Source organism: Mesotoga sp. Brook.08.YT.4.2.5.2., from assembly GCF_003351125.1.
Classification (GTDB): domain Bacteria; phylum Thermotogota; class Thermotogae; order Petrotogales; family Kosmotogaceae; genus Mesotoga.
On sequence record NZ_JPGZ01000031.1, the window covers coordinates 36,895 to 51,177 of the forward strand.

Here is a 14,283-nt window from a genome sequence, read left to right on the forward strand (position 1 = left end):
GTCAAGAGGTTCAGGAGATGGTCCAATGCTAAACAACAGCTCTGTGGGTCTTCGGATATCTGCAGATCCGGTTCAGGAAATGACTGTGAAGTATCCTAGGGTTCTTGTAATAAAGGCCGCGTTCTCTCTTCTGAAAGACGGAAAGTCAATTGAACATAGAGATCTGGAAAAAACTTTACAGACCTTGCTCTCGCGATAAAACCAGAACCCAACTCGGATCTTATTTCTGGTTGTGATGCTTGAGATGAAAAGATAGATTCATGATGTCTGAGGGTGTCAAGCCGGGTATTCTCGTTGCTTGGCCTATCGTTGTAGGCTTTGTTCTTTTCAGCTTTTCTCTTCCTTCTGTTGAGAGGTTGGATACTTCACCATAATCTAAGTTGGAGGGGATTTGATCTCCCTCGAGCTCTTCAAGTCTCTTGACCTCTTCCCTAAGACGCTTAATATATCCACTGTACTTGATCTCTATTTCAACTTGTTCTATCACTTCATCATCAACAATCGGTTCGGGATCGTAATCTGAAAGGTCCCTGTACTCAACTCCCGATCTTTTTAGCAGACCCGAAAGCTTTGCGGGCGTATCAAGTCTCGAACTCCTCTTACTAATTAATAGCTGGTTCAACCTTTCAGAAGGTCTGACGGTCACTCTTTCAAGTCTTAAGACCTGATTCCTGGTCTGGTTTGCTAATCGGGATACCTTCTCACTGAACCAGTCGGGCACTAGTCCGTATTCATGACCGTACTCTGTAAGCCTTATGTGCGCATTATCGTGCCTGAGAAGCAATCTGTACTCCGCTCTTGACGTGAGAAGTCTATAAGGTTCATCCACTCCCTTCGTCACAAGATCGTCGATCATAACTCCAATATAAGCTTCCGATCGACTTAGTACAAGCTGCTTCCCGCCATGCAGCTTCGCTGATGCGTTGATTCCCGCGATCAAACCCTGACCGGCAGCTTCCTCGTAACCACTGGTCCCGTTTACCTGACCAGCGAAATACAGATTCTCGACTAATTTGCTCTCCAGCGTTGAGTACAACTGAGTCGGATCTATATAGTCGTACTCGACAGCATAAGCCGGCCTGACGATTTCCGCCCTCTCAAGCCCCTTTATTGTTCTGATCATTTCCAGCTGTGTCTCGAAAGGAAGGCTGGTTGAAAGACCGTTCAAATAGTACTCGTCGCTCAAAGCACTCTCGGGTTCAACAAACAATTGATGGCTACTCTTATCAGAGAACTTGATCACCTTATCCTCAATCGAAGGGCAGTATCTCGGTCCCTTTGAATCGATAAGCTTAACATCCCCGTACAGCGGCGAGAATCTGAGGTCTCTCTTGATGATGTCGTGTGTTCTCTCATTTGTCCTGGTCAGCCAGCACGGATGATCGTCTTCAAGGACAAAGGGCTCGGAAAAGTATGAGAAACAAAGCGGGGTATTTGAGGTACCCTGACGCTCCATACTGGAGAAATCGATTGATCTGCCTGCTATTCTTGCAGGGGTCCCAGTCTTGAAACGTCTGACTTCGAACCCCAAAGCTTTAAGCGATGCAGTTAGCTCGGTTGCTGGAAACTCACCAAGCCTTCCTGCGGGAAACTCCTGTGGTCCGATGAATATCTTCCCTCCAAGAAAGGTGCCCGAAGCAACTATTACAGAACGTGCAGAGTACCTGAGGCCAAAGTGCGTCGTGATGCCTCTTACACGACCCTTATCCACTTCTATGGACTTCACAATTCCAGACTGCAAGTGCAGATTTTCCTGCATCTCAAGTATTCTCTTCATTATCTGGCTATACCTGTTCTTGTCCACCTGAGATCTCAGTGCTCTGACGGCGGCTCCTTTGCTGGTGTTTAGAACTCTTATATTGAGTGATGCCTTATCTGTTGACTTGGCAATCTCCCCACCGAGCGCGTCTATCTCTCTTACGACAATGCCTTTCGCTGGGCCCCCCACAGCCGGATTGCAGGGCGTCCAACCAACCGTGTCGAGGTTAATATTTAGAATAAGCGTTCTCATGCCCATTCGCGCGCCAGCTAATGCGGCCTCGATACCGGCATGTCCGGCCCCTATGACGATTATGTCGAATTCGTAATCTCTTTTATTTGATCGCATAACATCACTCCTCTATCATAGTATTGTACACAGAAAGGAGGCATTAAGTTGAGAAAAGTCCGTTTCGTTGACACTACGATGAGAGATGCGCACCAGTCACTTCTGGCCACTAGGGTCACAACAGCTGAGTTGGCAGATATAGCTCCTCTTGTCGATCAGGTTGGTTACCACGCAGTGGAGGTCTGGGGCGGAGCAACCTTTGACTCCTGTGTTAGATACCTTAATGAAAATCCTTGGGAAAGACTCGATGTACTCAAAGAGAGATTTAAGAATACCAAGCTTCAGATGCTTCTAAGAGGTCAAAATCTTCTCGGTTACAGAAACTATGCAGATGATGTTGTAGAGCTCTTTGTTAAGACTATGGCAAATCACGGGATTGATATTGTAAGGATCTTTGACGCCCTTAACGACCTAAGAAATCTGGAGAAGTCGGCAAGCGCAGTAAAGGATGCTGGAATGCACCTTCAAGTAGCAATGTCGTATACAACCAGTCCCGTTCATAACATCGATTACTTTGTGAAGATCTCCGACAAAGCTGCGGATTTGGGCGCAGACTCTCTCTGTATTAAGGACATGGCAGGCCTTCTGAAGCCTGGAACGGCTTCAACTCTTGTAAATGAGATCAAGAAGAGGCACTCTATCCCTTTGGAGGTACACTCTCATTTCACAACGGGTATTGCCGATATGGCTTACTTGAAGAGCGCTGAGGCCGGGGCCGATATTCTCGACACCGCCACGTCTTCAATGGGATTCGGAACCTCACAACCTGGTGTCGAGAGCATATGGACAACATTACACGATATGGGGCTCTCAGAGAAGCCAAATTACCCTCTACTCAAAGAGATAAACGACTACTTTTCAAGGGTTAGGAAGAATCACAGTGGCACTGATGCAGGTTTCACTATAAACACTTCAGTTTTGGAAAATCAGATTCCGGGAGGAATGTACTCCAATCTAATAAACCAACTGAAATCTCAGAACATGAGCGACAGATTCGAAGAGGTTCTCGAAGAAGTTCCTCAGGTACGCGCTGATCTCGGTTATCCCCCCCTTGTTACTCCAACATCTCAAATAGTGGGCGTGCAAGCGGTCTTGAATGTTATGAACAACGAGAGATACAAGACGATCACGAAAGAAGTAGAAAGATACATAAGGGGATTCTATGGAACACCTCCTGCAGAAATCGACAAGTCACTGAAATCAAGAGTTATGGGAGATGAAGAGTCGATTTCTCATAGGCCGGGCGACACTCTTGACCCAGAAGTCGAAAAAGGAAGAAACGAACTCGGCCTGCTGGCCGAATGCGATGAGGATCTTCTTATATACCTGTTACTTGGAGAAGTTGGAAAGAAGTATCTTAGTCAGAGATACAGAGATTCTCTCAGAGTCGACTTTGAAGTCGCGAAGGATTTTAGAGAAGGGATAACGGTATACCCAGTTTGATTCGTAGTATTAACAATATTCACGAAGATAGAACTATATTAAAGCTAACAAGAGGCAACTGTAGACTACTTAGCGCCTTCATGAAGAATGGGGGCGTTTTTTTTGTTCAATCTCTGCATTAACACTTCTTTAATTAACCGGAACTTTCTGATACAATTTGTTTAGGGTGTATCCCAATTCTATCAAAGGAGGGTTCAGAAGATGAGAAAACTCGCAGCTGTTCTTTTAGTGCTACTTCTAGTCTTATCTTTTGCAAGCGCAAAGTTGGTGATTTGGTCCTCTGAGAACCAGATCCCTGCACTTGAGAAGTTGGCGGCAGATTTCGAAAGTGACTACGGAATTCAAGTGGAGATTCAGCAGGTGAACTTTGGCGACATAAAGTCCAAGTTCCTTACCGCAGCTCCCGCAGGCGAGGGCCCCGACATCATAGTAGGCGCACATGACTGGGTTGGTGAACTCGCTATCAATGGCCTTATCGAACCGATTCCATTTCTTCCCGAAGCCGATCAGTACTACGATGTCACTCTAGATGCCTTCAGCTACGGCGGAAACCTCTACGGTGTCCCCTATACTGTTGAGGCGATTGCAATCATCTACAACAAGGATCTCGTATTCAAAGCACCGAAAACAATCTCAGAGCTTGAAGAACTTGCTTTCGAGGCTGCAGATGATGAAGTCGTGGGCCTGATCTACGCAGTTGGGGATTTCTATCACTCCGCACCTTTCATACTGGGAAGAGGCGGCTATATCTTCAAGGAGACTGCTGCGGGTCTTGATGTAACCGACATAGGCCTGAACAACGAGGGTGCGATTGCAGGCGGAAACCTCATCAAATCTTGGTTCGACAAAGGCCTAATTCCTGGCGGTCCAAATTACAACCTGATGGACTCTTTGTTCAAAGACGGACTGGCCGCATTCATTATTAACGGCATATGGGCAACCCCAAGTTACCGCGATGCGGGTATCGACTACGCGATTCTTCCTTTCAGCGAAATCACATTCGACGACGGTACAACTCCGAGACCATTCGTCGGAGTACAGGGCTTCATGATAAACTCAAAGTCTCCGAACAAGCTTGAAGCCACTGAATTCGTGGTGAACTACATCGGAAGCTTCGAAGGCCAGTACGGAATGTTCCTCGGAGAGAGAAGAGGTACGGCAAGAGCCGACGTGTTTGCATTTATTGAAGCGGACGCCGGTCCAGAGCTGTATGATGTTTTACAGTTCTCCAAGAGCGCTTCAGTAGGAACACCAATGCCAAACGTTCCGGAAATGGCGAGCGTATGGGGAGCAATGGGCGATGCACTTGGCCTTATTATCAACGGTCAGGATACAGTGGAGAACGCTTTCAATTCTGCAGTAGAGAAGATCAAGACTACAATTGGAAAATGATTGTTCTCTCTTGACTTATCCACATATCTAAATCTTGTTAGACTGAGCGCGGGAGACTCCCGCGCTCTGGTTTAACTGTCCGGAGGGATTACCTTGAGTGGAAGACGATTTGTAATCTTTCTCTTTTCCCTGGCTATCCTCGCAATATTCAATGCCTTTTCTCTATGGAGCATATATCTGTTATTTGCCGATGGGAATTTCGGCTTGATGGTAACAATGGTCATCCTGACTCTGCTAATTGATATAATTGCGTTGAATCCAAAGGGTTACCCGTACAGATATATGATTCCCGCAATGATATTGCTTTTCATTCTCACGCTATATCCAATGTACTACACTTTCAGAACTGCCTTCACTAATTACGGAACCGGGCATCTATTCACAAGGCAGCAGTCAATTCAAAAGCTCCTCAGCGATTACTTCTACATCCCGGAAAACCCCGAGGAATTCGAGTTTTCCATCTTTATCGAGCTCGACAACTATAGCCCCACAGACAGATTCATAACTCTTCTGAAGTCGAAGACGGATGGAGAGATGTATGCCACTCTTAGGCCTCAGGTTGTAAGCAGAGATGCATCGGGGAACATCACACTGGCCACCGCCAAGATGTTCGAGATAAAATCGGACAGTTTCGTTATCGGCGGGGTGAACTACACTCTTTCACGCTCTCCGGATGACCGAATCCTGGCTATCCTATCTGATGCCGGTGCAAGGTATATATACTTTTATTCTCCCCAAGACACCTCCACCAGGCCGAACGCTCCCTTCTACTTCAGCGAAATAAGAGGAGTGTGGCTCCGAAATGCCGAATTTACAGACTCGGAGGGTAATCAGATAAGACTATTCCCAAACTCTCTTTACACAACCTTTGCCACCACTGAAAGGAAGTATGCGTTAAGGACTGAGACTTCATTCTCCGCCGGAAGAGCCATTCAGGAGACCGTTGTCTATAACAGGCAGACGGGAAGGACCTTGATCGAGGAGGGTGGCTTTTTCTATGATATCGACGCAAATGGAAACGAGTTCATAGTTGAGGGCTACATATCTGACGTTGGTTTTTGGAACTTCGTTAGGATGTTCCAGGATCCGAAGATAAGGGACCCGTTTTTTCAGGTATTCGGCTGGACGTTTACCTGGGCCGGACTTAGCGTTCTCTTCTCATTCGTAATTGGCCTGGCGCTGGCAATCACACTGAATGATCGGAGACTTAAGGGAAAGAAGATTTACAGAACACTGCTCATCATTCCCTGGGCCGTACCTGCCTTTATCTCTGCTCTTGTATGGAGAAATGGCTTCTTCAACGAAACCTATGGAGTTCTGAACAGGTTCATTGTTCAGGGACTCTTTGGGCTTGAACCAATAAAGTGGCTGAACGATGCCTTTTGGGCCAAAGTTTCAGTCTTGATTGTCAATACATGGTTGGGCTTCCCGTACATGATGACAGTAAGCCTCGGTGCTTTACAGAGTATTCCCGAAGAGTTTTATGAGGCCTCATCGATCGATGGTGCAACGAGACTCCAGAGATTCAGAATGATTACCTTCCCCCTGTTAATGGTTACTGTTGCACCTTTGCTTGTCGGCAGCTTTGCCTTCAACTTCAACAACTTCACCGGCATTTATCTGGTGACCCAAGGTGGACCCGCAATTCCTGGAGCTTCGACACCCGCTGGGGCAACTGATATCTTGATCTCATACACTTTTAAGCTGGCGTTTGAAGGGAGAGGTCAGGACTTTGGCTTTGCCAGTGCCATTTCAATTATCATATTCATAATCGTCGCCGGCTTCAGCTGGATAAACTTTAAATTGTCCGGTTCCTTTGAAGAGGTGAGCAGATAATGGCCGTTGAGAGAAGAAAATACTGGTTAAGACACATAATCTTGATAGCTGTTGTCGTTGTGGTTCTCTTTCCCATGGTTTGGTTGATAACCACTTCAATAAGACGTGACCAGGCAGCTTTCTCGTCAAGGCTCTTTTCAACCAGAGTAACTCTTCAACACTACAGGAACCTTCTTTTCCCGGAAAGAAGCGTAGGAAGGCTTGTTCTTGATCTCCAGAGTGCAACATACGCCACAGGAGACTACAGAGGGAAAAGCCAGGAGGATCTGAAGAATACTGTTGAGAAGTTCCTCACTAAATTCGATTCTCTTATGGATGAGAGCGAAGAAATGGTTAGGGCAGTCGAAGGCGGTACCGCTGCAATTGAAAGCAATCTGGTAGAAATGGAGAGCATGATAATCAAGGAAATGAATGAGCTGAGACTCAAAGACAAGGTCCTCTTCGAAGAGAGACTCAAAGAGATAGGTGGACTAGACGAACTGAAGACGGCCTACGCGGTAGGAGAAATTCTTCAAACCGCCTCACCTTCTCTTGAAGGAACCTATCCCTTCTACATCGGATTGCTTGGCGAAAGGTCATCACAAGTCATCGAGTCTCTCGAAGCTTACAGAAACCTGTACGAAGAGGTATTCCGTCATCGCGACGAGACGCTGCTAGCAATAGAAACCCTTGAATTTGAGAACAAGAAAGAAGTGGTGGAATCACTGAATTCTGTTGAAGATTACATATCTCTCTCTGGCATTGACTACTCTGAATGGCGAAGAGTTGAGTGGCTTCAAGTTATTAACAGATATCTAAGGGAGGTCGAATCTTCGATGCCCGAAGATCAAGCCTCCGAGCTCAACCGGATCAGGACAGGCCTATATGATTCCTTCAGATCTGCCGGTAACGCATGGGAAGCGGCAGCTGCTTCCAGTGCAGCCCTTTCTGAAGAACTATCTTTCCTGGCGGAGACGGCCTTTGGAACCGACTACTATGAGTACCTGGCCGCAAATGAAAAGTTGGAAGCAATAAAAAAGAACCTCGAGTCTACCGAAAAGGCTCTAGTCGTCTCAAATTCGGCATTAGGCGAACTAGAAGACTCTTTTGAAGTCGCATTGCCGACCGTCGTGTCTGAAACTAGAAAACTCTCTGCCGTCGTTCCACCGCTGCAAATGATAATCACTAAAGGCGCAGGTAATAGTACGGCTGTGACGGAGGCAAAAGTCAGGTCATCACTCGAGAGAATCGATTCAGCAAAGGAGACCATAGATCTTCTCCAGCGGCAGCTATCAAGTATGCAGAACGTCCGTGGGCTGAGCACAAGTCTTTCCGATCTCTCGGATAAGATGGCCTGGTTCTTAGGCAATGGCGAAGCTCTCGTAAGCGCATCTGCAAACTCAGAAGTCTTAAAGGGAGCAGACGTAATAGACATAGCCCTGTCAAACTTGTCGAGGGTATTGCCTGTTCTTGAGATGAGTGTTGCAGAGTATATTGAGGTATCGGAGAGAACGATCGCTCTCACGACGGAACTGGAATCCCTGAAGAAAAGCATGGAAGACCTCGAGAACAGGATCTCTGAACTTCAAGAAGAAGCTGAGAGAGCAGAAAGAGAGCATGCAAAAGTCCTTGAAGCGATTAGTATACAAGCTGCGATGCTGTTTGTGGAGGAGGAAATAACCTCGCTGGAAGGCGCCAGAAATTATGTATCGAAGCTGTCCGGTGTGCTGAACAACTACTTCAACATAAGAGCATCAACCCGTTACAGGACCCTTCTGTGGTACGATGATTTCATTCGGGCTGATTTGGAGGCAAAGGAAGGGACGGCTCTGCTGAATCAGCTAATCTCTACTATGAGATCGATGAAGGATGAACTTGCATCCAAGGTAAACTACTACATCGATCTGAGATTCCTTGGGACTTCGGTAACCCTAGATGACTTCGGAAAGATGCAGGAGACTTACAATTCTCTCTTTCAGCAGGTTAACGCTAAGTACCAACGTGCATCTAGGTTAATATCCGATCTAATCGAGAAGCCCACAACCTATTCATCTCCATATGATGGCATATTGAAGGAGATAGACAGAGCCTTATTCAGAACAAATCAGATCTGGGCACAAAAAGAGAGTACTTATTTCTATTTCGTCAGGTGGCTTCTTAATTCAATAATCGTAGCACTTTCTGTGTCGCTTATCAGCGTTGCCGTTGCAGCTCTAGCTGCGTATCCTTTCAGCAGAATGAGATTCCGTGGAAGGAAGCAAGGTTTGCTTGGCCTCCTCCTTATTCAGATGTTCCCTACAATAATGTTCATGGTGGCTCTCTACGCTTTGCTGCAGTTCATTGGAAGTTTAATTCCATTCCTGGGACTAAACACGCTTGGAGGCCTGATATTTGCTTATTCAGGAGGAATTGCCTTCAACATCTGGCTGATCAAAGGCTATTACGATACAATCTCTAACTCTCTCGAAGAGGCAGCAATGATCGACGGGGCAACGAAATTCCAGGCCTTTTTAAAGGTGATTTTACCGCTTGCCAGACCGATTCTGGCTGTTGTGGCTATTCTGACGTTTATGAACATCTTCAACGAGTATCTGATTGCAAGGATAATTCTTCAGGACATGAACAAATGGACATACGCAGTTGGCCTTTGGCAGTTCTCGGGAAGATTCGAAACGAGCTGGGGCCCATTCACTGCCGCAGCGTTGATTGGAGCAGTTCCGATGGTCATATTCTTCCTCGTGTTACAGGACTACATCGTTGGGGGTTTGACACAGGGAGGAGTGAAAGAGTAACTTACCCTAAACTCGTCCGATTTGTGATGAGAGCCAGTTAATTTTCAGGAGCCCGTCCCTAAGCAACCGGGATCGGGCCCCTGAATTTTGAAGGTCGTGAGTATTTCGAACAGTGAATGTTGGGAGCGGAAAGACCTATGTCATATATAATTGAAGAGAAAGGATTCAGTAAAGTTTTTTCTCACTCTGTTAGAGTGTAGATACTAGTAAGATAGGAATCTGTCGCACTCAAGATTGTCCAGATGGAAGGTGTTGCAGATGGAGTTCATTTATCCCAATTACGACACAGGTTCAATAGTAAACCTATCAGCTGCCATTCTGAAGCACTTCGATGCTGAGATACCTTCAGGGGTGAAGGAGTATTGCTTCTCAGAACACGGAATTAGCATCGATGGAATAGATAAGCTAGTGGTATTCATAATCGATGCTGTTGGCTATTATAACTTGATGAAGGTCCTTGAGAAAAGCAGTTTCAAACACTTCTCTGTCGAAGATGTAAGAAGTCTGACTTCTGTCTTCCCTTCAACCACTTCCAGTGCTCTCACTTCGTTGTTCACGGCCACAACGCCTGGAGAGCACGGAGTACTCGGGTATCTTCTCAATATTCCAGAGTACGGCGGACTAGTGAATATGATCGAGTTGACTCCCTACACTCAGGATAGAGACAATCTCACCAGATTGGGCTTTGACCCTCTTAAGTACAATCAAAATCCAACTATCTTCGAATCTCTGAAGGAAGCTGGCGTAAAAGGTTATCATCTCACATCCAAGAGTTTCGTGAACACAGGACTGACGAGAATGCATTCCCGCGGAGGCATAGCCAGGGGTGTTCATGGATTGGGAGATATGTTCGAGGAACTCAATACCATCCTTGCTGCGGATGAATCCGAAAGTCTGACGGTTGTCTACTGGGGTCTTATCGATACTTACGGTCACAAGTACGGTCCAAACTCCTTATCTTTCACTTCGGAAACCGCAGCTCTTATCTCGGCGATCGAAGGGTTCTTCGATGAGACGACTGAGAGAAACACCGCATTCTTCATCACTGCCGATCACGGTCAAATCGAAACCCCTTGGGAGCAAGAGATCTGGTGGTCAAAGTTCGACGATATCTTCGATGAGATGTACTCCATGCCGGGAGGTGAACAGCGCATGTCCTACATATATTCTCTCGATAAAGAAAAAACAAGAAAGAAGATGGAAGAGCTTTTTGGAGATTCTATTGAGATCATAGAGCCATCCCGTCTTGATGAAATAAAGCTCTTCGGCAGGCCTCTGAGCAATTCTTTCAGGAAGAGGATAGGTGAGCTCATTACCGTATCCAAGGACGACTCATCATTGTGTTTCAAATACACAGGTCAGGAACACTCGCTCAAAGGAAGGCACGGAGGTTTGACAAAGGAGGAAATGAACGTCCCTCTAATACTTCTGAGAAGGGATTAGTGGCTTTTTTCAGTCTTTCTATTCTCCCAGTTTATTTCAGCGATTGACTTCTGCAAGTATATCGGTTTAAGGTCAGAATAACCTATGAACTCTCCTGCAGCAAACTTCTCAACTGCGATTTCTCTCATCGCTGAGGGGTCCTGATGTCTCACTTCACTGCAATCAAATCTTTCGAAGGCCTGTTCTATTTCACCGTCAAAAAAGAGTTTCGTCCCTGACAAGTCGATCGCGGAGACTAACTCGGCGGTACTACTGAACTCAGTTTCTCTGACTGGCACTCTCTCTCTGTATTCTCTCCAGTAATAGTGCCCCTCTCTTCCGCGTCTCAGGAGAATGAATCTCTCATCACCGATCGAGCTTGCCAGTATATCAAGAGAGTTAAAAGGAACTACGCGGATATCATACGGAAAGGCGATACCTTTGGCTGTTGCAATGCCTACTCTCAAACCCGTAAGGGAACCGGGACCAACACCGACCCCGATGAAGTCGAGTTTCGGGACCTCAATCTTGAGATTCTCTATCATCTGCTCTACCATTACGGCTAACAAAGAACCGAATTTGTCGATTTCTCGAGCCTTTATCTCCATCTCTCCCCTGCCATTACAGGCCGAGAGAAGAAGAGTTTTAGAAGAAGTGTCGAAACATATATACTTCATCGCATCTCCTCAGCTGAGATTCTTGAAGCCTTCACCGAAGACCTCGGCATTGTTCACAATTATCACAAAAGCCCGTTTGTCTGTGGCCTTCACTATATGCCTTAACTGCCCTATCTCTCTTCTTCTTATTGATACCATCAAAACAGGTCTGTCTTCTCCGGAAAAGCCGCCCGTCGCCTTAATCATCGTCGTGCCACGCTCCATTTCCTCAATAATTCTCTTCTTTATTGAATCACTTTCCACGCTAATAATGAAAGCCGTTCTTGTGTTGCCGATACCCTCGATTATCCCATCTATTGTCTTGCTTGTAGTGAAAATCGTTATTATTCCGTACATTGCTGCGATAGGTCCGAATACGACAATGGCGAGCATTGTGATTAGTGAATCGCTTATTAACAGACCCGTTCCTGTGCTGAAATTCAGATACTTTGAGAAGATCATAGCAAGTATATCTGTTCCTCCAGTGGAAGCTCCGCGCCACAACACCAAGCCCATGCCAGCACCAGCAATAACGCCACCGTAGATTGCCACCAGCAGAAACCCGTCTTGTGTAGAAGAAGCATCGAAAACCGGGAAGTCCAGCTTCTGAAGAAGATCAACCGTTATGGACATAAGTACCGCCGAGTAGATCGACTTTATTCCAAAACCTACTCCCAGAATCACGAATGCAAGAAGAAAGAGAGCAATGTTGTACACAAACATCTGAGCTCCCACCCAGAAACCGAAGACCCTGTAGATAATTATTGCAAGCCCGCTGACGCCGCCGGCGATAATGTTGTTCGGAATCAAAAACGAAACAATTGAAACAGCAGTCAGTATTGAACCGACCGTAATCAGGAAGTAGTCAACGAATACCTTCCTATTCACTTCACTCTACGACCCTTGAGTTTTTCAGTTTTGCGATTTGCTGTAGGAGCTTCCTCTCTTTGCTTGAAGGCTTGTTAATATTCACCCTCACCGTTACGAGAAGATCTCCACGCCTATTGCCGGAAACACTTGGAACACCAAGGTTTTTCATCCTGAATACCGTGTTTGGACTAGTTCCCGCCGGGATCTTAAGGGTCTCCGTACCTCCTTCGGGAAGGGGTATCTCAACCGTGGTGCCTAGTGCACCTTCAACATAGTCTATCTCCTTGGTAATATACAGATCGTTTCCACTACGTCTGAACTCCGAAGGCATTTCGACTCTTACACTTACGTAAAGGTCTCCGTACGCACCTCCATTCTGCCCTGAATTCCCGTGACCGCCAATTCTAAGAGTTGCTCCATTCTCAACTCCTGCAGGAATCGTAACGCTCACCTGGTGTCTCTCCTTCACGTAGCCTCTGCCGCTGCACTGACCGCAGCGCTTATCGATTATCCTTCCCGTTCCGTTGCAGGTATTGCAGGCATGAGTGTTGCTGAACATCCCAAAGAATGATCTATGCTCCTCTTTCACATAACCGCTTCCATTGCAGGTAGGACATGTCCTGAAACTCGTGCCGTCTTCGGCTCCCGTTCCTTTACACTTGTGACAGACCTTATTTCTGTCATACTCAAGTATCACTTTCTTCCCAAGTATTACGTCTTTCAAATCTATGGCAACCGAAGCATGAATGTCCTCTCCCCTAACCGCTCTTGGACTCTGGGATCTGGAACTCGTACCTGACCTGCTTCCTCCAAAGAAGACATCGAAGACATCCTGAAAATCGCCGAACATATCGTCGAAGCTTCCTCCAGCGCTTCCAGGAGTTCTTCCAGAGCCACGGCTATAGGAAGAAGGATCTCCCACATATCCGAAACGGTCGAACATCGCACGCTTTTCTTTGTCGGACAAGACCTCATAGGCCTCCTGAATCTCTTTGAATTTCGCTTCGGCATCCTTCTTGTCTGCACCTTTGTATGCATCAGGATGCCATTCCTTGACGAGTCTTCTGTAAGCCTTCCTTATATCTTCATCAGACGCATTTCGTGAGACTCCTAGAATCTCATAATAGTCTTTTCTTGATTGAGCCATCTAAATCACCACCGAATGCTCTTATTCAGACTCGGAAGAGTTGTTTATGGCAACAACGACTCTTGCAGGTTTGAGAACCTTGCCGTTAAGATAGTATCCATGTTCGACGACATCATGAATCGCCATATCGGGAACATCGTTTGAAGTAATCGTCTCTTCAACTTCATGAGTGAAAGGATCAAAGGGCCTGCCCACCTCGGGGATTATCAGGGATAGCCCTTCGTCGAACATGAGCTTTTCAATCGATTTATGAATAAGCCTGACACCAGAAATGAACCCTTTCCTAGAATCTTCTGAGTTTCGCAGAGCGCGACCAAGATTTTCATAGATTTCGATGATTCTAAGGATCATCCTCTCTTTGTATCTTTTTGCATCCTCCTCCGACTCACGAATAAGAGCATTTCTATAGTTGATGAATTCCGATCTCAGCCTGGAGTTTTCATCTTTGAGAACCCTTATTTCATTCTTAAGACTCTCCACTTCATCTATTTCAAGCTCCTTTTCTTGTTTTTGTACGTCTTCCAACTTAGTTTCTTCCTCTTTTACTTCTTCGGACACATTTGGTTCATTCTCTTCTTCAATCGAGCCACCCTTTTTCTCTAGATCCTCGAGATTCTTGGTGTTCTTGTCCTCCAACAT

At 46.2% G+C, this 14,283-nt stretch carries 11 protein-coding genes; 6 read left to right on the forward strand and 5 right to left on the reverse strand.

What is annotated here, in order from left to right; all coding sequences use genetic code 11:
• The first annotated feature begins 25 nt into the window (after nt 1–25).
• Nucleotides 26–199 carry a hypothetical protein gene (locus Q502_RS14290; protein WP_165775337.1) on the forward strand — a complete coding sequence of 58 codons (174 nt, stop codon included), beginning with the start codon at nt 26–28 and terminating at the stop codon, nt 197–199.
• A 21-nt stretch (nt 200–220) separates the two neighbouring features.
• Here the strand turns inward: Q502_RS14290 and mnmG are convergent, their stop codons facing one another.
• A complete protein-coding gene (mnmG, locus tag Q502_RS08015; protein ID WP_099829169.1) occupies nt 221–2,107 on the reverse strand; it encodes a tRNA uridine-5-carboxymethylaminomethyl(34) synthesis enzyme MnmG in 1,887 nt (628 codons plus the stop codon).
• A gap of 48 nt (nt 2,108–2,155) precedes the next feature.
• Here mnmG and Q502_RS08020 point away from each other — a divergent pair, with 48 nt between their 5' ends.
• The 5 genes from Q502_RS08020 (at nt 2,156) to Q502_RS08040 (ending at nt 10,992) form a co-directional block, all read left to right on the forward strand.
• Nucleotides 2,156–3,550 carry a pyruvate carboxylase subunit B gene (locus tag Q502_RS08020; protein ID WP_099829170.1) on the forward strand — a complete coding sequence of 465 codons (1,395 nt, stop codon included), beginning with the start codon at nt 2,156–2,158 and terminating at the stop codon, nt 3,548–3,550.
• 201 nt (nt 3,551–3,751) lie between these two features.
• On the forward strand, nt 3,752–4,942 hold the full coding sequence (locus tag Q502_RS08025; protein ID WP_099829171.1) for a maltose ABC transporter substrate-binding protein: 1,191 nt from the start codon (nt 3,752–3,754) through the stop codon (nt 4,940–4,942).
• 93 nt (nt 4,943–5,035) lie between these two features.
• Complete coding sequence (locus Q502_RS08030; RefSeq protein WP_099829172.1) at nt 5,036–6,778, forward strand: ABC transporter permease subunit; 1,743 nt, start codon at nt 5,036–5,038, stop codon at nt 6,776–6,778.
• The gene (locus tag Q502_RS08035) at nt 6,778–9,549 is read left to right on the forward strand and encodes an ABC transporter permease subunit (protein WP_099829173.1); all 2,772 of its coding nucleotides are present in this window, start codon (nt 6,778–6,780) and stop codon (nt 9,547–9,549) included. The genes Q502_RS08030 and Q502_RS08035 overlap by 1 nt, the downstream gene beginning before the upstream one ends.
• 258 nt (nt 9,550–9,807) lie before the next feature.
• Nucleotides 9,808–10,992, forward strand: coding sequence for an alkaline phosphatase family protein (locus tag Q502_RS08040; protein ID WP_099829174.1), 1,185 nt, complete (start codon nt 9,808–9,810; stop codon nt 10,990–10,992).
• Here Q502_RS08040 and tsaB read toward each other — a convergent pair.
• The 4 genes from tsaB to Q502_RS08060 are packed head-to-tail and all read right to left on the reverse strand — an operon-like array spanning nt 10,989 to nt 14,283.
• Entirely contained in the window at nt 10,989–11,648 is a 660-nt protein-coding gene (tsaB, locus tag Q502_RS08045) for a tRNA (adenosine(37)-N6)-threonylcarbamoyltransferase complex dimerization subunit type 1 TsaB (protein ID WP_099829175.1), read from the reverse strand. The two genes, Q502_RS08040 and tsaB, sit on opposite strands and share 4 nt — an antisense overlap.
• A gap of 9 nt (nt 11,649–11,657) precedes the next feature.
• Nucleotides 11,658–12,515 carry a YitT family protein gene (locus Q502_RS08050; RefSeq protein ID WP_102818838.1) on the reverse strand — a complete coding sequence of 286 codons (858 nt, stop codon included), beginning with the start codon at nt 12,513–12,515 and terminating at the stop codon, nt 11,658–11,660.
• A 1-nt stretch (nt 12,516) separates the two neighbouring features.
• Nucleotides 12,517–13,644 (reverse strand): molecular chaperone DnaJ, encoded by a 1,128-nt coding sequence (dnaJ, locus tag Q502_RS08055; RefSeq protein ID WP_099829177.1) that lies wholly within the window; start codon nt 13,642–13,644, stop codon nt 12,517–12,519.
• 21 nt (nt 13,645–13,665) lie between these two features.
• Complete coding sequence (locus Q502_RS08060) at nt 13,666–14,283, reverse strand: nucleotide exchange factor GrpE (protein WP_099829178.1); 618 nt, start codon at nt 14,281–14,283, stop codon at nt 13,666–13,668.

What these genes read in the sequence shown, in the direction of transcription:
- Q502_RS14290 (WP_165775337.1), top strand. Translation starts at nt 26, where the DNA reads ATGCTAAACAACAGCTCTGTGGGTCTTCGGATATCTGCAGATCCGGTT.
- mnmG (WP_099829169.1), bottom strand. Translation starts at nt 2,107, where the DNA reads ATGCGATCAAATAAAAGAGATTACGAATTCGACATAATCGTCATAGGG.
- Q502_RS08025 (WP_099829171.1), top strand. Translation starts at nt 3,752, where the DNA reads ATGAGAAAACTCGCAGCTGTTCTTTTAGTGCTACTTCTAGTCTTATCT.
- Q502_RS08035 (WP_099829173.1), top strand. Translation starts at nt 6,778, where the DNA reads ATGGCCGTTGAGAGAAGAAAATACTGGTTAAGACACATAATCTTGATA.
- Q502_RS08040 (WP_099829174.1), top strand. Translation starts at nt 9,808, where the DNA reads ATGGAGTTCATTTATCCCAATTACGACACAGGTTCAATAGTAAACCTA.
- tsaB (WP_099829175.1), bottom strand. Translation starts at nt 11,648, where the DNA reads ATGAAGTATATATGTTTCGACACTTCTTCTAAAACTCTTCTTCTCTCG.
- dnaJ (WP_099829177.1), bottom strand. Translation starts at nt 13,644, where the DNA reads ATGGCTCAATCAAGAAAAGACTATTATGAGATTCTAGGAGTCTCACGA.
- Q502_RS08060 (WP_099829178.1), bottom strand. Translation starts at nt 14,283, where the DNA reads ATGTTGGAGGACAAGAACACCAAGAATCTCGAGGATCTAGAGAAAAAG.